Genomic DNA, 17,485 nt, shown 5'->3' with positions numbered 1-17,485 from the left:
GGCTCTATTGCTGTGTTCTTTGCTGCCAACTGCTTTTTTCTAAATTCGGGTGCTGCCTGCCCTTCAAAACACGTTTACCACGTGCTTTTTACTGCCTTTTGCCACCGTTTCTCACTGCTTCCGGCCGCATGACACGGCACAGAACAAGAGCATAGCATAACCTGCACAAACGCAAACAGCGAATCCTGGGATTCGCTGTTTTTGTGTTGCTATTGCCTGCTCACGCCCGGCTTAGCCGCGTTTTTCGATTGGCGGCACGTCGCGGGTCTGCGAACCGACGAACAGCTGGCGCGGACGGCCGATTTTCTGTTCCGGATCGGAAATCATTTCATTCCATTGGGCGATCCAGCCTACGGTGCGCGCCATGGCGAAGATGCCGGTGAACAGCGAGGTCGGGATGCCCAGCGCCGACTGCACGATGCCGGAGTAGAAGTCGACGTTCGGATACAGCTTGCGGGACACGAAATATTCGTCTTCCAGCGCGACTTTTTCCAGCGCCATCGCCAGCTTGAACAGCGGGTCGTCATGCAGGCCCAGTTCGTTCAGCACTTCGTAGCAGGTTTCACGCATCAGCTTGGCGCGCGGGTCGAAATTCTTGTAGACGCGGTGACCGAAGCCCATCAGCTTGACGCCGGAATTCTTGTCTTTCACCTTGGCGATGAATTCAGGAATCTTGTCGACCGAACCGATTTCCTTCAGCATGTTGAGCGCCGCTTCGTTGGCGCCGCCGTGGGCAGGACCCCACAGGCAAGCGATGCCGGCAGCGATACAGGCGAACGGATTGGCGCCGCTGGAACCGGCCAGGCGCACAGTCGAGGTCGATGCATTCTGCTCGTGGTCGGCGTGCAAGGTCAGGATACGGTCCAGCGCGCGCACCAGCACGTCGTTGACCTTGTACTCTTCGCACGGAGTCGAGAACATCATGTGCATGAAGTTGGCGCTGTACGACAGTTCGTTGCGCGGGTAGACGAAAGGCTGGCCGACGTTGTACTTGTAGGCCATGGCGACCAGGGTCGGCAGCTTGGCGATCAGGCGGATGGCCGACACTTCGCGGTGGCGCGGATCGGTGATGTCCAGCGAGTCATGGTAGAACGACGACAAGGCGCCGACGGTGCCGACCAGCACGGCCATCGGATGCGCATCGCGGCGGAAACCGCGGAAGAAGAATTGCATCTGCTCGTGCACCATGGTGTGCTGGGTCACGGTGGCGTCGAATTTCGCCTTTTCAGCGGCAGTCGGCAATTCGCCGTTCAGCAGCAGGTAGCAGGTTTCCAGGAAGTCGCAATTGACCGCCAGCTGCTCGATCGGGTAACCGCGGTACAGCAGCTCGCCCTTGTCGCCGTCGATGTAGGTGATCGATGAATTGCACGCCGCGGTCGACATGAAACCGGGGTCGTAAGTGAACTTGCCGGTAGCGCCGTACAGCTTGCGGATATCGATGACTTCGGGGCCGACGGTGCCCTTGTAAATAGGAAATTCTACGGATGGACTGCCATCGGAAAACGATAGCGTGGCTTTTGTATCAGCGGTGGTCATGGCTCTTCCCTCAATCAAAAGGTGACTCTAAATCAAAAAAACAAAAGACGCGCCTGCAAGCTGGTCCATTTCTTCCGCGGCCGTCGCCGCCAGCGAAGATACAGGCTTAAGCAGTGCGTATTCTGGCTAACAGGGCATGCACTTGCGGCAAATCCAGCAAGCCGTCCGGTTCTTTACGGACCAGCAGCAAATCCATTAGTTCGTTGTCGGACAACTCCATCAGGCGCGAAAAGGCATCGACATCGTCGTCCGTCATGCTGGCTTCGTTTGCGTCCAGGAAACGCGTGAGTATCAGGTCGTTTTCAAGCAGGCCGCGTCGCGCACGCCAGCGCAGGCGGGCTCGGTTGGCAGGATCGGCTTGATGGATGATAGACATGGAACCCACTTATTCTATTTGATATCGCCATTCGGCGCTTTCGACGAACAGTTCTAAAACTGCCGCGACGACAAGGGCGGGAAGACTCGGGAGCCGTCCCGCCCTGCTTACTCTCTTTTTATACCGCTCGACGCACCATCAGCTCTTTGATCTTCCCGATCGCTGCGTTAGGGTTCAGGCCCTTCGGACAGACATCCACGCAGTTCATGATCGAACGGCAGCGGAACAGGCGATACGGATCTTCCAGGTTGTCCAGGCGCGCGCCGGTGGCTTCGTCGCGGCTGTCGGCGATGAAGCGGTAGGCTTGCAGCAGGCCGGCCGGGCCGACGAACTTGTCCGGGTTCCACCAGAACGACGGGCAGGAAGTCGAACAGCATGCGCACAGGATGCACTCGTACAGGCCATCCAGCTCTTCGCGCTGTTCCGGCGATTGCAGGCGCTCTTTTTCCGGCGGGATGTTGTCGTTGATCAGGAACGGCTTGATCGATTCGTATTGCTTGAAGAACTGCGTCATGTCGACGATCAGGTCGCGGATCACCGGCAAGCCAGGCAGCGGCTTGAGGACGATGGGTTCGGTCAGTTCGTTCAAGTTGGTGGTGCAGGCCAGGCCGTTCTTGCCGTTGATGTTCATGGCGTCGGAACCGCACACGCCCTCGCGGCAGGAGCGGCGCAGCGCCAGCGAATCGTCGACGTCGGCCTTGATGCGCTGCAAAGCATCCAGCAGCATCTTGTCGGTTGGCAGCAGCTCCACCGTCAGGTCCTGCATGTAAGGCTTGGCGTCCTTATCGGGATCGTAGCGGTAGATTTTGAATTTCAAAGTACGTGATGACATGGCTATACCTTTTTGTTAATTGCGCGGCAGGGTTGCCGGCTACCACCGAGGTGGCGCACCGCCCTGCCGCGACAAATCAGAATGTGCGCGGCTTTGGCTTGAACGTATCAACTGTCAGCGGTTTGGTGATCACTGGCTTGTAGTCGAGACGATTACCTTCGGAGTACCACAAGGTATGCTTCATCCAGTTTTCGTCATCACGCTTTTCATAATCGCGGTGCGCGTGAGCGCCGCGCGATTCCTTGCGGGCTGCAGCGGAAGTAATGGTGGCCTTGGCGGTTTCGATCAGGTTGTCCAGTTCCAGCGCTTCGACACGCGCAGTGTTGAACACCTTGGACTTGTCCTTGAACGAAACATGCTTGCGCCGCTCGTCGAGCACCATGATTTCCTTGTAGCCTTGCTGCAGCAGTTCATCCGTGCGGAACACGCCGCAATAATGCTGCATGGTCTTGCGGATATCGCCGGCCACGTCTTGCACGCGCTCGGCACCGGTGCTGGTTTCCAGCTTGGCCAGGCGCGCCAGGGCGACGTCGGCTGCATCCGCCGGCAACGGCTTGTTGCTGCGTTCCTTGAGCTTGCTGTCGACAATGTGATTGCCGGCCGCGCGGCCGAACACCACCAGGTCCAGCAGCGAGTTGGTGCCCAGGCGGTTGGCGCCGTGCACCGAGACGCAGGCGCACTCGCCGATGGCGTACAAGCCGTTGACTACCGCGTTCGGGATGCCGTTCTTCGGCACCACTACCTGGCCATACACATTGGTCGGGATACCGCCCATCTGATAGTGGATGGTAGGCACGACCGGGATCGGCTCTTTCAGGGCATCGACGTTGGCGAACTTGTGGCCGATTTCCAGGATCGACGGCAGGCGCTTCATGATGGTTTCGGCGCCGATGTGGCGCAGGTCCAGCATCACGTGATCCTTGTGCGGACCGCAGCCGCGGCCTTCCTTGATTTCCTGGTCCATCGAACGCGACACGAAGTCGCGCGGCGCCAGGTCTTTCAGGGTAGGCGCATAACGCTCCATGAAACGCTCGCCGTTGGCGTTGATCAGGATGCCGCCTTCGCCGCGCACGCCTTCGGTGATCAGCACGCCCGCGCCGGCCACGCCGGTCGGGTGGAACTGCCAGAACTCCATGTCTTCCAGCGGCAGGCCGGCCCGCGCAGCCATGCCCATGCCGTCGCCGGTATTGATGAAGGCATTGGTGGAAGCGGCCCAGATGCGCCCTGCACCGCCGGTAGCCATGACCGTGGTCTTGGCTTCCAGGATCATGACGTCGCCGGTTTCCATTTCAAGCGCCACGACGCCGATGACGTCGCCTTCCGCATCGCGCACCAGGTCGATCGCCATCCACTCAACGAAGAAGTGGGTCTTGGCGCGCACATTGCGCTGGTACAGCGTGTGCAGCAGCGCATGGCCGGTGCGGTCGGCAGCGGCGCAGGCGCGCGCTACCGGCTTTTCGCCGAAGTTGGCCGAGTGGCCGCCGAACGGACGCTGGTAAATGGTGCCGTCGGCGTTGCGGTCGAACGGCATGCCGAAGTGCTCCAGCTCATACACGGCCTTTGGCGCTTCCCGGCACATGAACTCGATCGCATCCTGGTCGCCCAGGTAATCGGAGCCCTTGACGGTGTCAAACATGTGCCAGTACCAGCTGTCCTCGGACATGTTGCCGAGCGAGGCGCCGATGCCGCCCTGCGCCGCAACCGTGTGCGAACGGGTAGGAAATACTTTCGACAAGACTGCAACATTCAAACCAGCTTCCGCCAACTGCAGCGAAGCACGCATACCGGAACCACCGGCCCCAACGATTACCGCATCAAAGCGGCGTGTAGGAATTGTGGATTTAATAGCTGCCACGATTACACTCTCCACAAAATCTGCGCCGCCCATCCGGCACAACCGACCAACCACAGGATTGTGGCAACTTGCAAGACCAGGCGCACGGCGACCGGCTTGACGTAATCCATCCAGACATCACGCACGCCGATCCATGCATGGAAAAACAGCGCCATCAGCGTCACGAAGGTAGCGAGCTTGAACCACTGGTGCGAAAACAGACCGGCCCAGCCTTCATAGCTGAAGTTGCTGGCGGTCAGGAAAGAAATCAGCAGGATGACGGTATAAACCGCCATGACGATGGCGGTGACGCGCTGCGCCAGCCAGTCGCGCAAACCGTAATGCGCGCCTACTACCAGACGCTTGCCGCCAATATTGTTATCAGCCATCAGAATGCTCCAAACAGTTTCAATGCAACGATCAGCGCCAGCGGCACGCTGACGATCAGGACGCCGGCAGCCGACTTGCGTGCGCTGTCCTTGTCCAGGCCGATGTGGTTATCCATGACGAGGTGGCGGATGCCAGCGCAGAAGTGGTGCAGGTAAGCCCAGGACAGGGCCAGGATGACAAGCTTTACGAACCAGTTCGACGTAAAGCCTTTGAAGTATTCGAAAGAACTTTCAGATACCAGGCTTTTATCCAGCATGAACAAGATAAAAGGCAACAGCAAAAACATCAACAAGCCACTAATGCGATGCAAAATCGAAATAATGCCTGCCAGCGGCAAGCGGTAACCGACAATTTGAGTAATGTTTATATTACGAAACTGTGGCCGATTGGGTTTCGCGGCTTCAGACATGACAGGGTTCTCCTCAGTTTAAAAATTTGCGACAAAAGCGCAATCCCGCAATTTTCGCCGATTTTTGTGCAGCACACCAATAGTTATTATTCAATATTGCGAATAATCACCGGCGCTCACCCTGGTGCTTTGCCATTTTGCTACCAGTCGTCGGTATCGACAGGCAGCAGGCGCGCCAACCCTGCCCAGATCAACTCAGCTCGTTCTGGTAGTGATGGCGATTGGTTACATACAAGCCGCGCCGCACTTCCACCGGCTTGTCGCCATAAGTGAAAGACACGCGCTCCACGCACAACAAAGGCGATGATTTTTCCACCGCCAGCAACTGTGCCGCATCGGCGTCGGCGCTGGCGGCGCGGATCTGCTCGGTGGCGCGGATCATGCGCGTGCCGAATTCGGTTTCAAACAGGCCGTACATCGGGCCCTTGTATTCCACCAGGCGCTCCAGCGTCAGGGCCTTGAACAGCGCGCCCGGCAGCCACAGCTCTTCGAGTATGGTCGGCACGCCGTCGAACGCCATGACGCGCTTGACATACACCACCGAATCGCCCGACTTCATGCCGAGCAGGCGCGCGATTTCCGCCGGCGCGCGCAGGCGCTTCAGCTCGATGACTTTTTTATCGGTAACTTGCGGCTGGTCGCTGTCCGGCATCAGGCGCAGGAAGCGGAACTGCGAGCGCGCTTCGTGATGGGTGGCGACAAACGTGCCCTTGCCCTGGCGCCGCACCAGCAGGTTTTCCGCGGCCAGTTCGTCGATCGCCTTGCGCACCGTGCCCTGGCTGACCTTGAAACGGTTGCCGAGCTCGACTTCGCTGGGGATCAGTTCGCCCGGTTTCCACTCGCCCGATTGCAGGCGCTGCATGATCAGCGCCTTGATCTGCTGGTAGAGGGGACTGAAGGTCGGGGACGATGCTGAGGGAGATGCGGGAGCAGCAGCGCTCTGGCTGGCGGGGTCATTGCTCACATTGGGCGGGATGGAACTCATAAGCTCAGATTTCACCATAAAACACCCATTGTCGTCCAGCAAAAAATACGCAATGATATGTCTTATATAAGACATAAGATATTGATTGACATACCATGTTGCCAAGCCTAAACTCGCGGGCATAAGCACTACTTGACGGCTGCCGTCGCGTTGATGCCAAGCTAGATGCCAGAGATGCAAGCTGCAAATTGCCGGCTCCCTGTCCAAGCAAAACAAACTGACGCACGCGGCTTTCGCCGGTATCATTAGAGGCTGCGCAGCATCGCTGCAATAGACATATTACGCAAACGTACCAACAGACATCGCTTTTCTACCACCTCTCTGGAGATTCAACATGGCTAAGTCCCCAATGCGCGTTGCCGTTACAGGCGCCGCTGGTCAAATCGGTTATTCCCTGCTGTTCCGCATCGCCAACGGCGACCTGCTCGGCAAAGACCAGCCGGTCATCCTGCAACTGCTGGAAATCCCTGACGAAAAAGCACAAAAAGCGCTGAAGGGCGTGATCATGGAAGTCGACGATTGCGCTTTCCCGCTGCTCGCCGGCATCACCGCCCACAGCGATCCGCTGACCGCATTCAAGGATGTCGACGTCGCCCTGCTGGTCGGCGCCCGCCCACGCGGCCCAGGCATGGAACGCAAGGACCTGCTGGAAGCCAACGCCCAGATCTTCACGGTGCAAGGCAAGGCGCTGGACGCCGTTGCTTCGCGCAATGTCAAGGTGCTGGTGGTCGGCAATCCGGCCAACACCAATGCCTACATCGCCATGAAATCGGCGCCTGGCCTGCCGGCCAAGAACTTCACCGCGATGCTGCGCCTGGACCACAACCGCGCCCTGTCGCAAGTCGCCGCCAAGATCGGCAAGCCGGTCGCCAGCATCGAAAAACTGTTCGTCTGGGGCAACCACTCGCCAACCATGTACGCCGACTACCGCTACGCGACAGCCGACGGCGCATCGGTCAAGGACCTGATCAACGACCAGGTCTGGAACAAGGACGTGTTCCTGCCGACCGTCGGCAAGCGCGGCGCGGCGATCATCGAAGCGCGCGGCCTGTCGTCGGCGGCATCGGCCGCCAACGCTGCGATCGACCACGTCCGCGACTGGGTGCTCGGCACCAACGGCAAGTGGACTACCATGGGCGTGCCATCTGACGGTTCCTACGGCATTCCTGAAGGCACCATGTTCGGCTTCCCAGTCACTACTGAAAACGGCGAATACAAAATCGTCCAGGGCCTGGAAATCGACGCCTTCTCGCAAGAGCGCATCAACATCACGCTGAAAGAACTGCAAGAAGAGCGTGACGGCGTGAAACACCTGGTCGGCTAATCCCCTCAGGCACGTACACCCGCAGCACCTGCATGGCAACACAGCCATTGCCATGCAGCGCTTGAATACAGATACAGAATTTAGAATTCTTTACCGCCACACCCAACAAAAAGTCGCAATGCATCCTACCCAGGTCTTATTCCTAGGCAAGCAGCAGCCGGTCTCGCTACCGGTCTGCGATCATTACGCCGGCGCTGAAAAGCTCATGCGTAAGTCGGTCGCCCTGCAGCAGGAGCTGGGTCCGGTATTCGACATCACACTCGACTGCGAAGACGGCGCCAGCGCCGGCAACGAAGCAGCGCACGCACAGCTGGTGGCCGCCGTCATCGCCGGCGCCGACAACCGCTTTGAACGCATCGGCGCGCGCGTGCACGACAGCGGCAGCGCCTTTTTCGAACAAGACGTAGAGATCATCTGCAAGGGCGCGGCGCGCCGGCTGGCTTACCTGATGCTGCCCAAGGCCGAGAGCCTGGCCGAAGTCAGCGCCGCCATCGCCCTGATAGAACACCACAGCAGCCAGGCCGGACGGCAGGCGCTGCCGGTCCATGTCTTGATCGAAACCCACGGCGCCCTGGCCGATGCGTTCGCCATCGCCGCCCTGCCCCAGGTGCAGTCGCTGTCGTTCGGCATCATGGATTTCGTTTCGGCGCATTACGGCGCCATTCCCAGCGCAGCGATGCGCTCGCCGGCGCAGTTCAGCCATCCGCTGGTCACCCGCGCCAAGCTGGAAATCGCCGCGGCCTGCCATGCGCACGGCAAGGTGCCTTCGCATAACGTCACCACCGACATCAAGGACGGCGCCAGCGCCGCTGCCGATGCCGGCCGCGCCGCCGGCGAATTCGGCTATACCCGCATGTGGAGCATCCATCCGCAGCAGATCAGGCCGATCTTGAACGCATTCACCCCGCCGCAGTCGGAAATAGCCGCTGCGGCACAGATCCTGCTTGCAGCCCGGCAGGCGGACTGGGGACCGATACAACACGAGGGCACGCTGCACGACCGCGCCAGTTACCGTTATTACTGGAGTGTTCTGCAGCGGGCAAAAAACAACGGCGTCGCACTACCTGAAAATGCAATAACTTTGTTATAACCGCGCCCCGCGTTGCCAAGACAGCGGGATGCATCATGGAGCAATGGAAATGAAAAAGAGTCTGTCTATTTTAGTTTTGCTGTGCGCCAGCCTGGCAGTTGCAGCACCGCAGGTGCAAGCCCAGACCAGCGCCAAGAAAACCGTCAAGAAATCCGCCAAGAAGCCGGCGGCAAAAGCAGCGCCGGCCGAAGTCGACGACGGCGAAGATGAAGGCACGCCGGACGTCAAGACTGCGGTTTCCGTCAATTACAAATGCGAGCTCGGCAACAGCCTGACAATTTTCACTAACGCTGAAGACGACAAGCACATCGCACTGCGCTGGGGCAAAACCCTGCACCGCCTGTCGCGCGTGCCGACCACCACCGGCGCCAACCGCTTTGAAAACCGCAAATACGGCCTGCTCTGGATCGGCATCCCGGCCAAGGGCATTTTGCTTGATTCAAAAACAGGACATCAGCTGGCCAACGAATGCAAATCGGCAGAGCAAGAATCCATGCCGGCTGCCGCACCTGTTGATCCGGCACATAGCTTGTAATTAAACTGAAAACCCAGGAGAAATCATGTCCCGCAACACGTTGAATACACTCAAGGAATTCAAGATTTCCGCCTCCAAGAAAGGCAAGTTCTATTCCTTGCCTGCACTGGAGAAAAAACTCGGCGTCAACATCTCGCGCCTGCCGGTGTCGATCCGTATCGTGCTGGAATCCGTACTGCGCAACTGCGACGGCAAGAAGGTTACCGAAGAACACGTCAAGCAGCTGGCTAGCTGGGGCGCGACTGCGGCCCGCACCGACGAAATCCCGTTCGTGGTGGCGCGCGTAGTGCTGCAAGACTTCACCGGCGTGCCGCTGCTGGCCGACCTGGCCGCGATGCGCAACGTTGCCGCCTCGCTCGGCAAGAACGCCAAGAACATCGAGCCGCTGGTGCCGGTCGACCTGGTGGTCGACCACTCGGTGCAGATCGACCATTTCCGTGAAAAGAAAGCGCTCGACCTCAACATGAAACTGGAATTCCAGCGCAACAACGAGCGCTACCAGTTCATGAAATGGGGCATGCAGGCATTCGACACGTTCGGCGTCGTGCCTCCCGGCTTCGGCATCGTCCACCAGGTCAACCTGGAATACCTGGCGCGCGGCGTCCACCAGAAGGATTCGGTGTATTACCCGGACACCCTGGTCGGCACCGACTCGCACACCACCATGATCAACGGCATCGGCGTAGTCGGCTGGGGCGTGGGCGGCATCGAGGCGGAAGCCGGCATGCTGGGCCAGCCGGTCTACTTCCTGACACCTGACGTCGTCGGCGTCAACCTCACCGGCCAGCTGCGCGAAGGCGTCACCGCCACCGACCTGGTGCTGACCATCACCGAACTGCTGCGCAAAGCCAAGGTCGTCGGCAAGTTTGTCGAATTCTTCGGCGAAGGCACCGCCTCGCTGAGCCTGACCGACCGCGCCACCATCGCCAACATGGCGCCTGAATACGGCGCCACCATGGGCTTCTTCCCGGTCGACGACGCGACTATCGAATACTTCGAAGGCACCGGCCGCAGCAAAGCCGAAATCGACGCTTTCGCAGGCTATTTCAAGGCCCAGAACCTGTACGGCATTCCAAAGGCCGGCGATATCGACTACACCACCGTGGTCGAACTCGACCTGGCTACCGTCGCGCCTTCGCTGGCTGGCCCGAAGCGTCCGCAAGACCGCATCGAAATCGGCAACGTCAAAGCCAACTTCGCAGAACTGTTCAGCAAGCCTATCGCAGAAAACGGCTTCAACAAGAAGATCGAAGACCTGGATGCGACTTACACCAACGCTGACGGCGTCAAGCTGCAAAACGGCGACGTGCTGATTGCCGCCATCACTTCCTGCACCAACACCTCCAACCCTAGCGTCATGCTGGCGGCTGGTTTGCTGGCCAAGAAAGCGGTCGAAGCCGGCCTCAAGGTTCCTGCCCACATCAAGACTTCGCTGGCCCCAGGCTCGCGCGTCGTCACCGAATACCTGGAAGCGGCCGGCCTGCTGCCGTACCTGGAAAAACTCGGCTTCGGCGTCACCGCCTACGGCTGCACCACCTGTATCGGCAACGCCGGCGACCTGACGCCAGCCATGAACGAAGCCATCGTCAAGAACGACGTGGTGGCATCGGCCGTGTTGTCGGGCAACCGCAACTTCGAAGCGCGGATCCATCCGAACATCCGCTCCAACTTCCTGGCCTCGCCACCGCTGGTCGTCGCTTACGCGATCGCCGGCAACATGACGCGCGACCTGATGACCGAGCCTGTCGGCAAGGGCAAGGGTGGCAAGGACATTTACCTGGGCGACATCTGGCCGACCTCGCAAGAAGTCGCCAAGCTGATGAAGTTCGCGATGAACGCCAAGACCTTCAAGGCCAACTACGCTGACGTCAAGGGCGCGCCAGGCAAGCTGTGGGAAGCCATCAAGGGCGTCGCCGGCGGCGAAGTCTACAACTGGCCGAAATCGACCTACATCGCCGAACCACCGTTCTTCCAGGACTTCACCATGGTGCCGAAGGCAGCAGCGACCGGCATCACCGGCGCCCGCGCGCTGGGCGTGTTCGGCGATTCGATCACCACCGACCACATCTCGCCAGCCGGTTCCATCAAGGAATCGAGCCCGGCCGGCAAGTGGCTGATCGCCAATGGCGTGCTGAAGGCTGACTTCAACTCCTACGGCTCGCGCCGCGGCAACCACGAAATCATGATGCGCGGCACCTTCGCCAACGTCCGCATCAAGAACCTGATGATTCCTGCGACGCCGGACGGCTCCCGGGTTGAAGGCGGCATCACGCTGCAACAGCCAAGCGGCGAACAGACCTCCATCTATGACGCCGCCATGCAGTACGTCAGCGACGGCGTGCCGACCATGGTGTTTGCCGGCGAAGAGTACGGCACAGGCTCCTCGCGCGACTGGGCTGCCAAGGGCACCCAGCTGCTGGGCGTGAAGGCCGTGTTTGCGCGTTCGTTCGAGCGTATCCACCGCTCCAACCTGGTCGGCATGGGCGTCTTGCCTTTGCAGTTCCTCGGCACGGACAGCGTCCAGACCCTCGGCATCACCGGCAACGAGACGTTCGACCTGAAGGGCATCGACGGCGAAATCAAGCCGCAGCAAGACGCTACCCTGGTGATCCATCGCGCCGACGGCGAAACCAAGGAAGTCAAGGTCCTGCTGCGTATCGATACGCCGATCGAAGTCGACTACTACAAACACGGCGGCATCCTGCCGTTCGTGCTGCGCCAGTTGCTGGCAGCATAACAACTGCCCTGCCCGCCGCCTTCCGCATGAGCGGCGGGCAGGCAGCTGGAAGTACCTGCAAACGCCGGCCAGACCGGCGTTTTTTCATTTCCGGGCAGGATGCGGGGTTATCCAAGGTAGTTATTCCACATAGCGTTAAATCCACTACAATAGAAGCTTGCAGTCTTCCTGCCTTTGAGTCCCAGAAAAACTCACAGCAAGCGGTCGTAGGCCAGAAGGCAGCGCAGAACAGCGGAGCATGTCCAGCGAGGATATGTGAGCATCTCGGTTGCCGCTCCTCGGATGCAAACATCCGCTACGGTCGCGCAGTAAGACATTGACTTTGTGTTGTCAGCCCTTACTCTATCCACTATGCGCCGTCCGTCAAAAAAACCTTCCCGTAAATCTTCCGCCGACAGCCATCGCCTGGCCGAGCTGGCGCAAGCATTGATACAAGCCTCCAGCCGTCTTGAGGAGCGCGCATGGGAACGCGAGATTGAAGCCTTGCTCAACAAGCATTTCAAGGCACGCCACCAGGAACCCATCGACGGTGCGCTGGAACAGCTGTTCCCGGCCCAGCCCGACGCCTACGATGCCTTGATGGACGTGGTCGAAGCCTGCAGCGAATCGAGCACCATCGACTACCAGGGCCAGCAATACGACTGCCTGCTGGTCGGCATCCCGCTGCTGGCGTGGACCCGTTTTTCGATCGGCTCGGGACCGATTCCGAGCGACGTCATGCTGACCCTCGGCGCCCACCTGCACGCCCATATCCTGGCGCCGGAAGTCATGACCGCCATCGTGCCGTCGCTGTATGCGATCGACCAGCTGCCGCGCAGCCACAGCGAAACCTTCGCCCTGCTGCAGCAGCTGTCGCACGCGGCGCTGACCGCGGCGCCGGTGCGCAGCCCCGCCGACCAGCCGCAGACCGCGCCGTTCCTGGCAGACACCCGCTACCTGCTGGCGGCGCTGGTGGCGCCCAGCGGCATGCCGCTGTTCCGCTGGCAAATGATGCATGGCCAGGTCGGCCACATCGCCGCCGACAAGGAACAGGCGCTGGAGCAATGGCGCAACCAGGTCACGCCCAACATGACGCACCTGCTGCCGGGCTGCGGCATCCAGCTGTTGCTGCCGGAAGCGTACTTCGCCGCTTGCCGCGAAGCCGACCTGCAGATCCGCCCTGCTTCCCTGCGCGCCGCCAGCTACTACCTGTCGCATACGCTCGACATCGCCTCCAAAGACCTGCACGCCAGCATCGGCCGTTTCAGCGAACAGCCGGAAAGCGGCCGGGTTGACGAGTATCGCATCGGCTTCTCGCTGGGCCAGACCAACGAAGTGATCTACGGCGTGGTGTGGCCGCTGTACGGCCCGGAAGAAGCCAACGAAGAAATCGTCAGCCGCGCCAGCGACAGCGACGCCGCCAGCGCCGAGCCGGAAACCCCGCTGGAACAGATCCTGAGCCTGCTGCGCGAATGCGGCATCGACGACATCCAGCGCCATGCTGAACTGTTTGCGATGGAATTTTGCGATGACTGCGGCACCCCGCTCTATCCGGACCGCGAAGGCGACCTGGTGCATCCGGAAATGCCTGACGATACGCCGCCCGGCGGCTCGGCGCACTTCCACTAAACCGCAAGCAATCCGCAACGATCGTCCAAGCCGGCCCGCCAGGCCGGCTTAGTCTTCTTCCAAAGCCTGGAAGCGCTGCACCAGGTAATCGATCAACGTCCGCACCAGCGGCAGCAGGCCGCGCCGCGACGGGAACACCACATGGATGATCTCGGGCCGCGGCCGCCAGTCGTCCAGCACATGCACCAGCGTGCCCTGCGCCACCTGCTCGCGGATCATCATGGTCGGCAGCTGCACGATGCCGACGCCAGCCACCGCCGCCCGCAGCAAGGCCACCATGTCGCCGGTGACAAAACGCGGCGTGTGATGGATCGCGGCCTTGGCGCCGTCCGGCCCGAACAGGTTCCAGACTTGGTTTTGCTGCGCCGTCCCCAGCCCCAGGCTCGGCAAGCTGTTCAGGTCGGCAGGCGACATCGGCGGCAGCCGGCTCTGCAGCAATAGCGGGCTGGCGACCAGGCACTGGCTGCGGTCAGCCAGTACCCGCAGCACCAGGTCGCTGTCGGGAATCGGCGGCGGCCGCACCCGGATCGCGATATCCACCGCTTCGGCGACGACATCGACCCGGCGGTTGGTCGCTTCCAGCAATACCGTCACGCGCGGATTGGCTGCCATGAAATCGGCCAGCATCACATCCACATGCGCATGCAGCAACGCCACCGGGCAAGTCAGCCGCACGATGCCGCGCGGCTCGCCGCGGGTCAGTTCGATGGCGTCCTGCGCGGCGTCGGCTTCCACCAGCATCGCCTTGCAATGTTCGTAATAAGATTGCCCGACTTCGGTCACCGAAAACTGCCGGGTGGTGCGCTGGACCAGCCGCACGCCCAGCCGCTCCTCGAGCAGTTGCAGGCGCCGGCTCAGTTTGGATTTCGGCATGCCCAGGGCTCGCCCCGCCGGGGCAAAACCGCCGTGGTCGACCACCTGGACGTAATAGTAGAGATCGTTCAAATCCTGCATGACGAGCCTTGCATAAACACCTCATCGTTCACCAAATAGGACACTGATGGCCGATTTTACAGGCTACCGCTCGCATTGTCCTTGGATTAATCTATTACCAGCAACAAATTTTGTTGCCTACACAAGGAGTCGTTCATGAAAAAAGTCCTCGGCGTCTACAGCGCACCTCGCCAACATTGGGTCGGCGACGGTTTTCCTGCTCGCTCGATGTTCTCTTACACCAGCCACGGCAAGCAGCTGAGCCCGTTCCTGCTGCTCGATTACGCCGGCCCTGCCGAGTTCAGCCCGGCCACCCGCCCACGCGGCGTCGGTTCGCATCCGCATCGCGGCTTCGAAACCGTGACCATCGTCTACAAGGGCGAAGTGGAGCACCGCGACTCGACCGGCCACGGCGGCGTGATCGGTCCCGGCGACGTGCAATGGATGACCGCAGGCAGCGGCATCCTGCACCAGGAGTTTCACTCGGAAGCTTTCACCCGTTCCGGCGGCACGCTGGAAATGGTGCAGCTGTGGGTGAACCTGCCGGCCAAGGACAAGATGACGGCGCCCGGCTACCAGGCCATCGCCGATCGCGACATCCCGGCCGTGGCCCTGCCTGGCGACGCCGGCAGCGTGCGCGTGATCGCCGGCGAGTTCGACGGCCAGGCAGGTCCGGCCCATACCTTCACGCCGATGAACGTGTGGGACATGCGCCTGAACCAGGGCGGCAGCACCAGGCTGTCGCTGCCCGCCGGCTGGCATTCGGCCCTGGTGGTGCTGCGCGGAACCGTGCTGGTCAACGGCGAAACCGTGGCGCGCGAAGCGCAAATGGTATTGCTCGACAACGACGGCAACAGCGTCGATATCGAAGCCAACAACGACGCCGTGGTGCTGGTGCTGAGCGGCGAGCCGATCGATGAAGCGATTGTCGGCCACGGCCCGTTCGTCATGAACAGCCAGGAAGAAATCGCCCAGGCGATCGCCGACTTCAACAGCGGGCGCTTTGCGCGGATAGCCGAACCGGCCTGACAGCCGCTGTTGCATGAAAAAAAACCGGGCATGTCTGCTGACATGCCCGGCTTTTTTACAACGGAAAACAAGACTGCGGTTTATTCAAACGCCCGCAAGATCGGCTGCAGCACCACCTCGCCCAGGCGGGCGCTGCGCGCGCCATCCCAGCCGACCTGCGCATCCGGCAGGTTGACGTTATCCTTGAACGGCAGCTCCAGGGTCAGGGACACGCATTTGAAGGTGTGGCCGATATATTTGGAGGCCAGGGTCAGCACGTCGCTGCTGTACTTGCTCGCCGCATAGCCGTATTCAGTCTGGAAATCCGGGCTGGCGCGCAAGAAATCGTCGATGAATTTCTGCTGCTCCGCGCCCTGCTGCGGACTGAAGTCTTCCAGCATCTCCGATCCCGCCACAAACACGTACGGCAACGCCTCGTCGCCGTGCACGTCGAGGAACAGGTCGCAGCCGGTTTCATGGATCTTGTTCTTGACCGCATACACTTCAGGGCTGCGTTCCAGCGACGGCGTCATCCACTCGCGGTTCAGGTTGGCGCCGGCAGCGTTGGTGCGCAGGTTGCCGCGCACCGAGCCGTCCGGGTTCATGTTCGGCACGATGTAGAACACCGCATGCTGCAATACCTTGGTCGCCAGCGGATTGGCGCTGTCCAGCAAGGCGTCGACCATGCCTTCGACAAACCATTCCGCCATGGTCTCGCCCGGATGCTGGCGGGCGATGACCCAGACTTTCTTGGCAGCGTCAGGATTGCCGATCACCAGCACATTCATGTCGCGGCCGTCGACCGTGCTGCCGATATCCAGCACGCGCGCCAGCGGCGATTGCTCGGCCTGCCCCAGCAGCGCCAGGTGGCGCTCCCAGGAGTACGGTTCAAAGTAGGCGTAATAGACGCTGTCGTAGTCCGGCGTGTGGCTGATGGTCATGACCTGGCCGTCAAAGCTGGTCGGCACGCGGAACCAGTTTTCACGGTCGTAGCTGGCCACCGCCTGGTAATTTTCCCAGCCCTTGGGATAGGTCGTGGCGCCGGCGTTGAGGAAGCGGATGCTGCAGTCTTCATCGCGCGCGCCCTGCAGGCGGAAATAGAACCATTGGGTGAAATCCGCGTGCGAATCCTTGCGGATTTTCAATTCGATTTGCTGAGGACTGTCCGCGCGCACCACTTCAATGGCGGCGGCGTCAAACTGCTGGCTGATTTTTATCGACATAGGATTTTTTGGTGAGGATCGCCGCCCGGACCGACACAGCGCCCGCCGGAAACGCGAGTTTCGGCAAGGGGCTGCGCAATCCGCCTGACAATCGGTGGGAAAATTTTATAAAATTTCTCTGTTCTCGGTGAGTAACAAAGCAACTAGCCCTGATATAATATCAGGCTTGTCGGGGCGTAGCGCAGCCTGGTAGCGTACATGCATGGGGTGCATGGGGTCGGAGGTTCGAATCCTCTCGCCCCGACCAATAAATTCAAAGGGTTACAAGTTTTTGACTTGTAGCCCTTTTTCTTTTCAGCTGTAACTGGTAAGAAAATCGGTAAGAAAAAAATGCTACTACCTGCTTTCCGATTACGGCTCGCCCCTTCCCTTAGACAAATACAGGAATAACAATCGCACTATTATTTTATTCTTGCCATTGTGATACTTTTTTGTTTCAACATGAAAATAAAAGAAAAAGAGATGGGACAAGCGAAGAAATGAGGTTCACAAGTCGTACCCTGTGTCATTAACGTCGAAAACAAAACATCAAAGTCAAAAATACTGATGTGCGCATTTGAGCGCAAACAGTAAAAACACCAGACGGGGACTACGGCCGTTACTGGAGTATCCGCACGGGTAGATTTCGACGCACATTCCACGCTTGGTGGTCGCGCTTAGTTATC

The 17,485-nt window shown here is 60.0% G+C and carries 15 protein-coding genes and 1 tRNA gene; 7 read left to right on the top strand and 9 right to left on the bottom strand.

Going from position 1 to position 17,485, the window contains the following annotated elements:
- Positions 1-231: 231 nt before the first annotated feature.
- From gltA to AC07RZ_RS02015, 7 genes are all read right to left on the bottom strand, one after another.
- On the bottom strand, positions 232-1,536 hold the full coding sequence (gene gltA / locus AC07RZ_RS02045) for a citrate synthase (RefSeq protein WP_092392129.1): 1,305 nt from the start codon (positions 1,534-1,536) through the stop codon (positions 232-234).
- Between the two features lie 106 nt (positions 1,537-1,642).
- Positions 1,643-1,912, bottom strand: coding sequence for an FAD assembly factor SdhE (locus tag AC07RZ_RS02040; protein ID WP_061539807.1), 270 nt, complete (start codon positions 1,910-1,912; stop codon positions 1,643-1,645).
- Between the two features lie 118 nt (positions 1,913-2,030).
- The gene (locus tag AC07RZ_RS02035; RefSeq protein ID WP_494666704.1) at positions 2,031-2,744 is read right to left on the bottom strand and encodes a succinate dehydrogenase iron-sulfur subunit; all 714 of its coding nucleotides are present in this window, start codon (positions 2,742-2,744) and stop codon (positions 2,031-2,033) included.
- Positions 2,745-2,820: 76 nt separating this feature from the next.
- Complete coding sequence (gene sdhA, locus AC07RZ_RS02030) at positions 2,821-4,599, bottom strand: succinate dehydrogenase flavoprotein subunit (RefSeq protein ID WP_494666703.1); 1,779 nt, start codon at positions 4,597-4,599, stop codon at positions 2,821-2,823.
- Between the two features lie 2 nt (positions 4,600-4,601).
- Positions 4,602-4,967 (bottom strand): succinate dehydrogenase, hydrophobic membrane anchor protein, encoded by a 366-nt coding sequence (sdhD, locus tag AC07RZ_RS02025; protein WP_092392125.1) that lies wholly within the window; start codon positions 4,965-4,967, stop codon positions 4,602-4,604.
- Positions 4,967-5,377, bottom strand: coding sequence for a succinate dehydrogenase, cytochrome b556 subunit (gene sdhC / locus AC07RZ_RS02020; protein ID WP_092392123.1), 411 nt, complete (start codon positions 5,375-5,377; stop codon positions 4,967-4,969). Before sdhC ends, sdhD begins: the two co-directional genes overlap by 1 nt.
- Positions 5,378-5,567: 190 nt before the next feature.
- Positions 5,568-6,362, bottom strand: a complete 795-nt coding sequence (locus AC07RZ_RS02015) for a GntR family transcriptional regulator (RefSeq protein WP_494666702.1) — start codon at positions 6,360-6,362, stop codon at positions 5,568-5,570.
- 334 nt (positions 6,363-6,696) lie between these two features.
- On the opposite strand from AC07RZ_RS02015, the gene AC07RZ_RS02010 reads away from it, so the two are divergent.
- From AC07RZ_RS02010 to AC07RZ_RS01990, 5 genes are all read left to right on the top strand, one after another.
- Positions 6,697-7,686 carry a malate dehydrogenase gene (locus AC07RZ_RS02010; RefSeq protein ID WP_144736154.1) on the top strand — a complete coding sequence of 330 codons (990 nt, stop codon included), beginning with the start codon at positions 6,697-6,699 and terminating at the stop codon, positions 7,684-7,686.
- Between the two features lie 118 nt (positions 7,687-7,804).
- A complete protein-coding gene (locus AC07RZ_RS02005) occupies positions 7,805-8,776 on the top strand; it encodes an HpcH/HpaI aldolase/citrate lyase family protein (protein ID WP_494666701.1) in 972 nt (323 codons plus the stop codon).
- Between the two features lie 49 nt (positions 8,777-8,825).
- Positions 8,826-9,311, top strand: a complete 486-nt coding sequence (locus AC07RZ_RS02000) for a lysozyme inhibitor (RefSeq protein ID WP_144736152.1) — start codon at positions 8,826-8,828, stop codon at positions 9,309-9,311.
- Between the two features lie 25 nt (positions 9,312-9,336).
- Positions 9,337-12,048 (top strand): aconitate hydratase AcnA, encoded by a 2,712-nt coding sequence (gene acnA / locus AC07RZ_RS01995; RefSeq protein WP_494666700.1) that lies wholly within the window; start codon positions 9,337-9,339, stop codon positions 12,046-12,048.
- Between the two features lie 351 nt (positions 12,049-12,399).
- Positions 12,400-13,656 (top strand): DUF2863 family protein, encoded by a 1,257-nt coding sequence (locus AC07RZ_RS01990; protein WP_494666699.1) that lies wholly within the window; start codon positions 12,400-12,402, stop codon positions 13,654-13,656.
- A 48-nt stretch (positions 13,657-13,704) separates the two neighbouring features.
- Here the strand turns inward: AC07RZ_RS01990 and AC07RZ_RS01985 are convergent, their stop codons facing one another.
- Complete coding sequence (locus AC07RZ_RS01985; RefSeq protein WP_494666698.1) at positions 13,705-14,610, bottom strand: LysR family transcriptional regulator; 906 nt, start codon at positions 14,608-14,610, stop codon at positions 13,705-13,707.
- Positions 14,611-14,745: 135 nt separating this feature from the next.
- Between AC07RZ_RS01985 and AC07RZ_RS01980 the strand changes: the two genes are divergently transcribed.
- Complete coding sequence (locus tag AC07RZ_RS01980) at positions 14,746-15,618, top strand: pirin family protein (protein ID WP_494666697.1); 873 nt, start codon at positions 14,746-14,748, stop codon at positions 15,616-15,618.
- An 80-nt stretch (positions 15,619-15,698) separates the two neighbouring features.
- Here AC07RZ_RS01980 and AC07RZ_RS01975 read toward each other — a convergent pair whose 3' ends face one another.
- Positions 15,699-16,820 (bottom strand): M14 family metallopeptidase, encoded by a 1,122-nt coding sequence (locus AC07RZ_RS01975; protein WP_494666696.1) that lies wholly within the window; start codon positions 16,818-16,820, stop codon positions 15,699-15,701.
- Positions 16,821-16,990: 170 nt separating this feature from the next.
- Here AC07RZ_RS01975 and AC07RZ_RS01970 point away from each other — a divergent pair.
- Positions 16,991-17,067, top strand: a tRNA-Pro gene (locus AC07RZ_RS01970).
- Positions 17,068-17,485 lie beyond the last annotated feature (418 nt).

It is taken from the genome of Collimonas sp. GW821-FHT07E08 (genome assembly GCF_059418905.1).
This window is presented reverse-complemented; position numbering and strand designations above follow the sequence as displayed.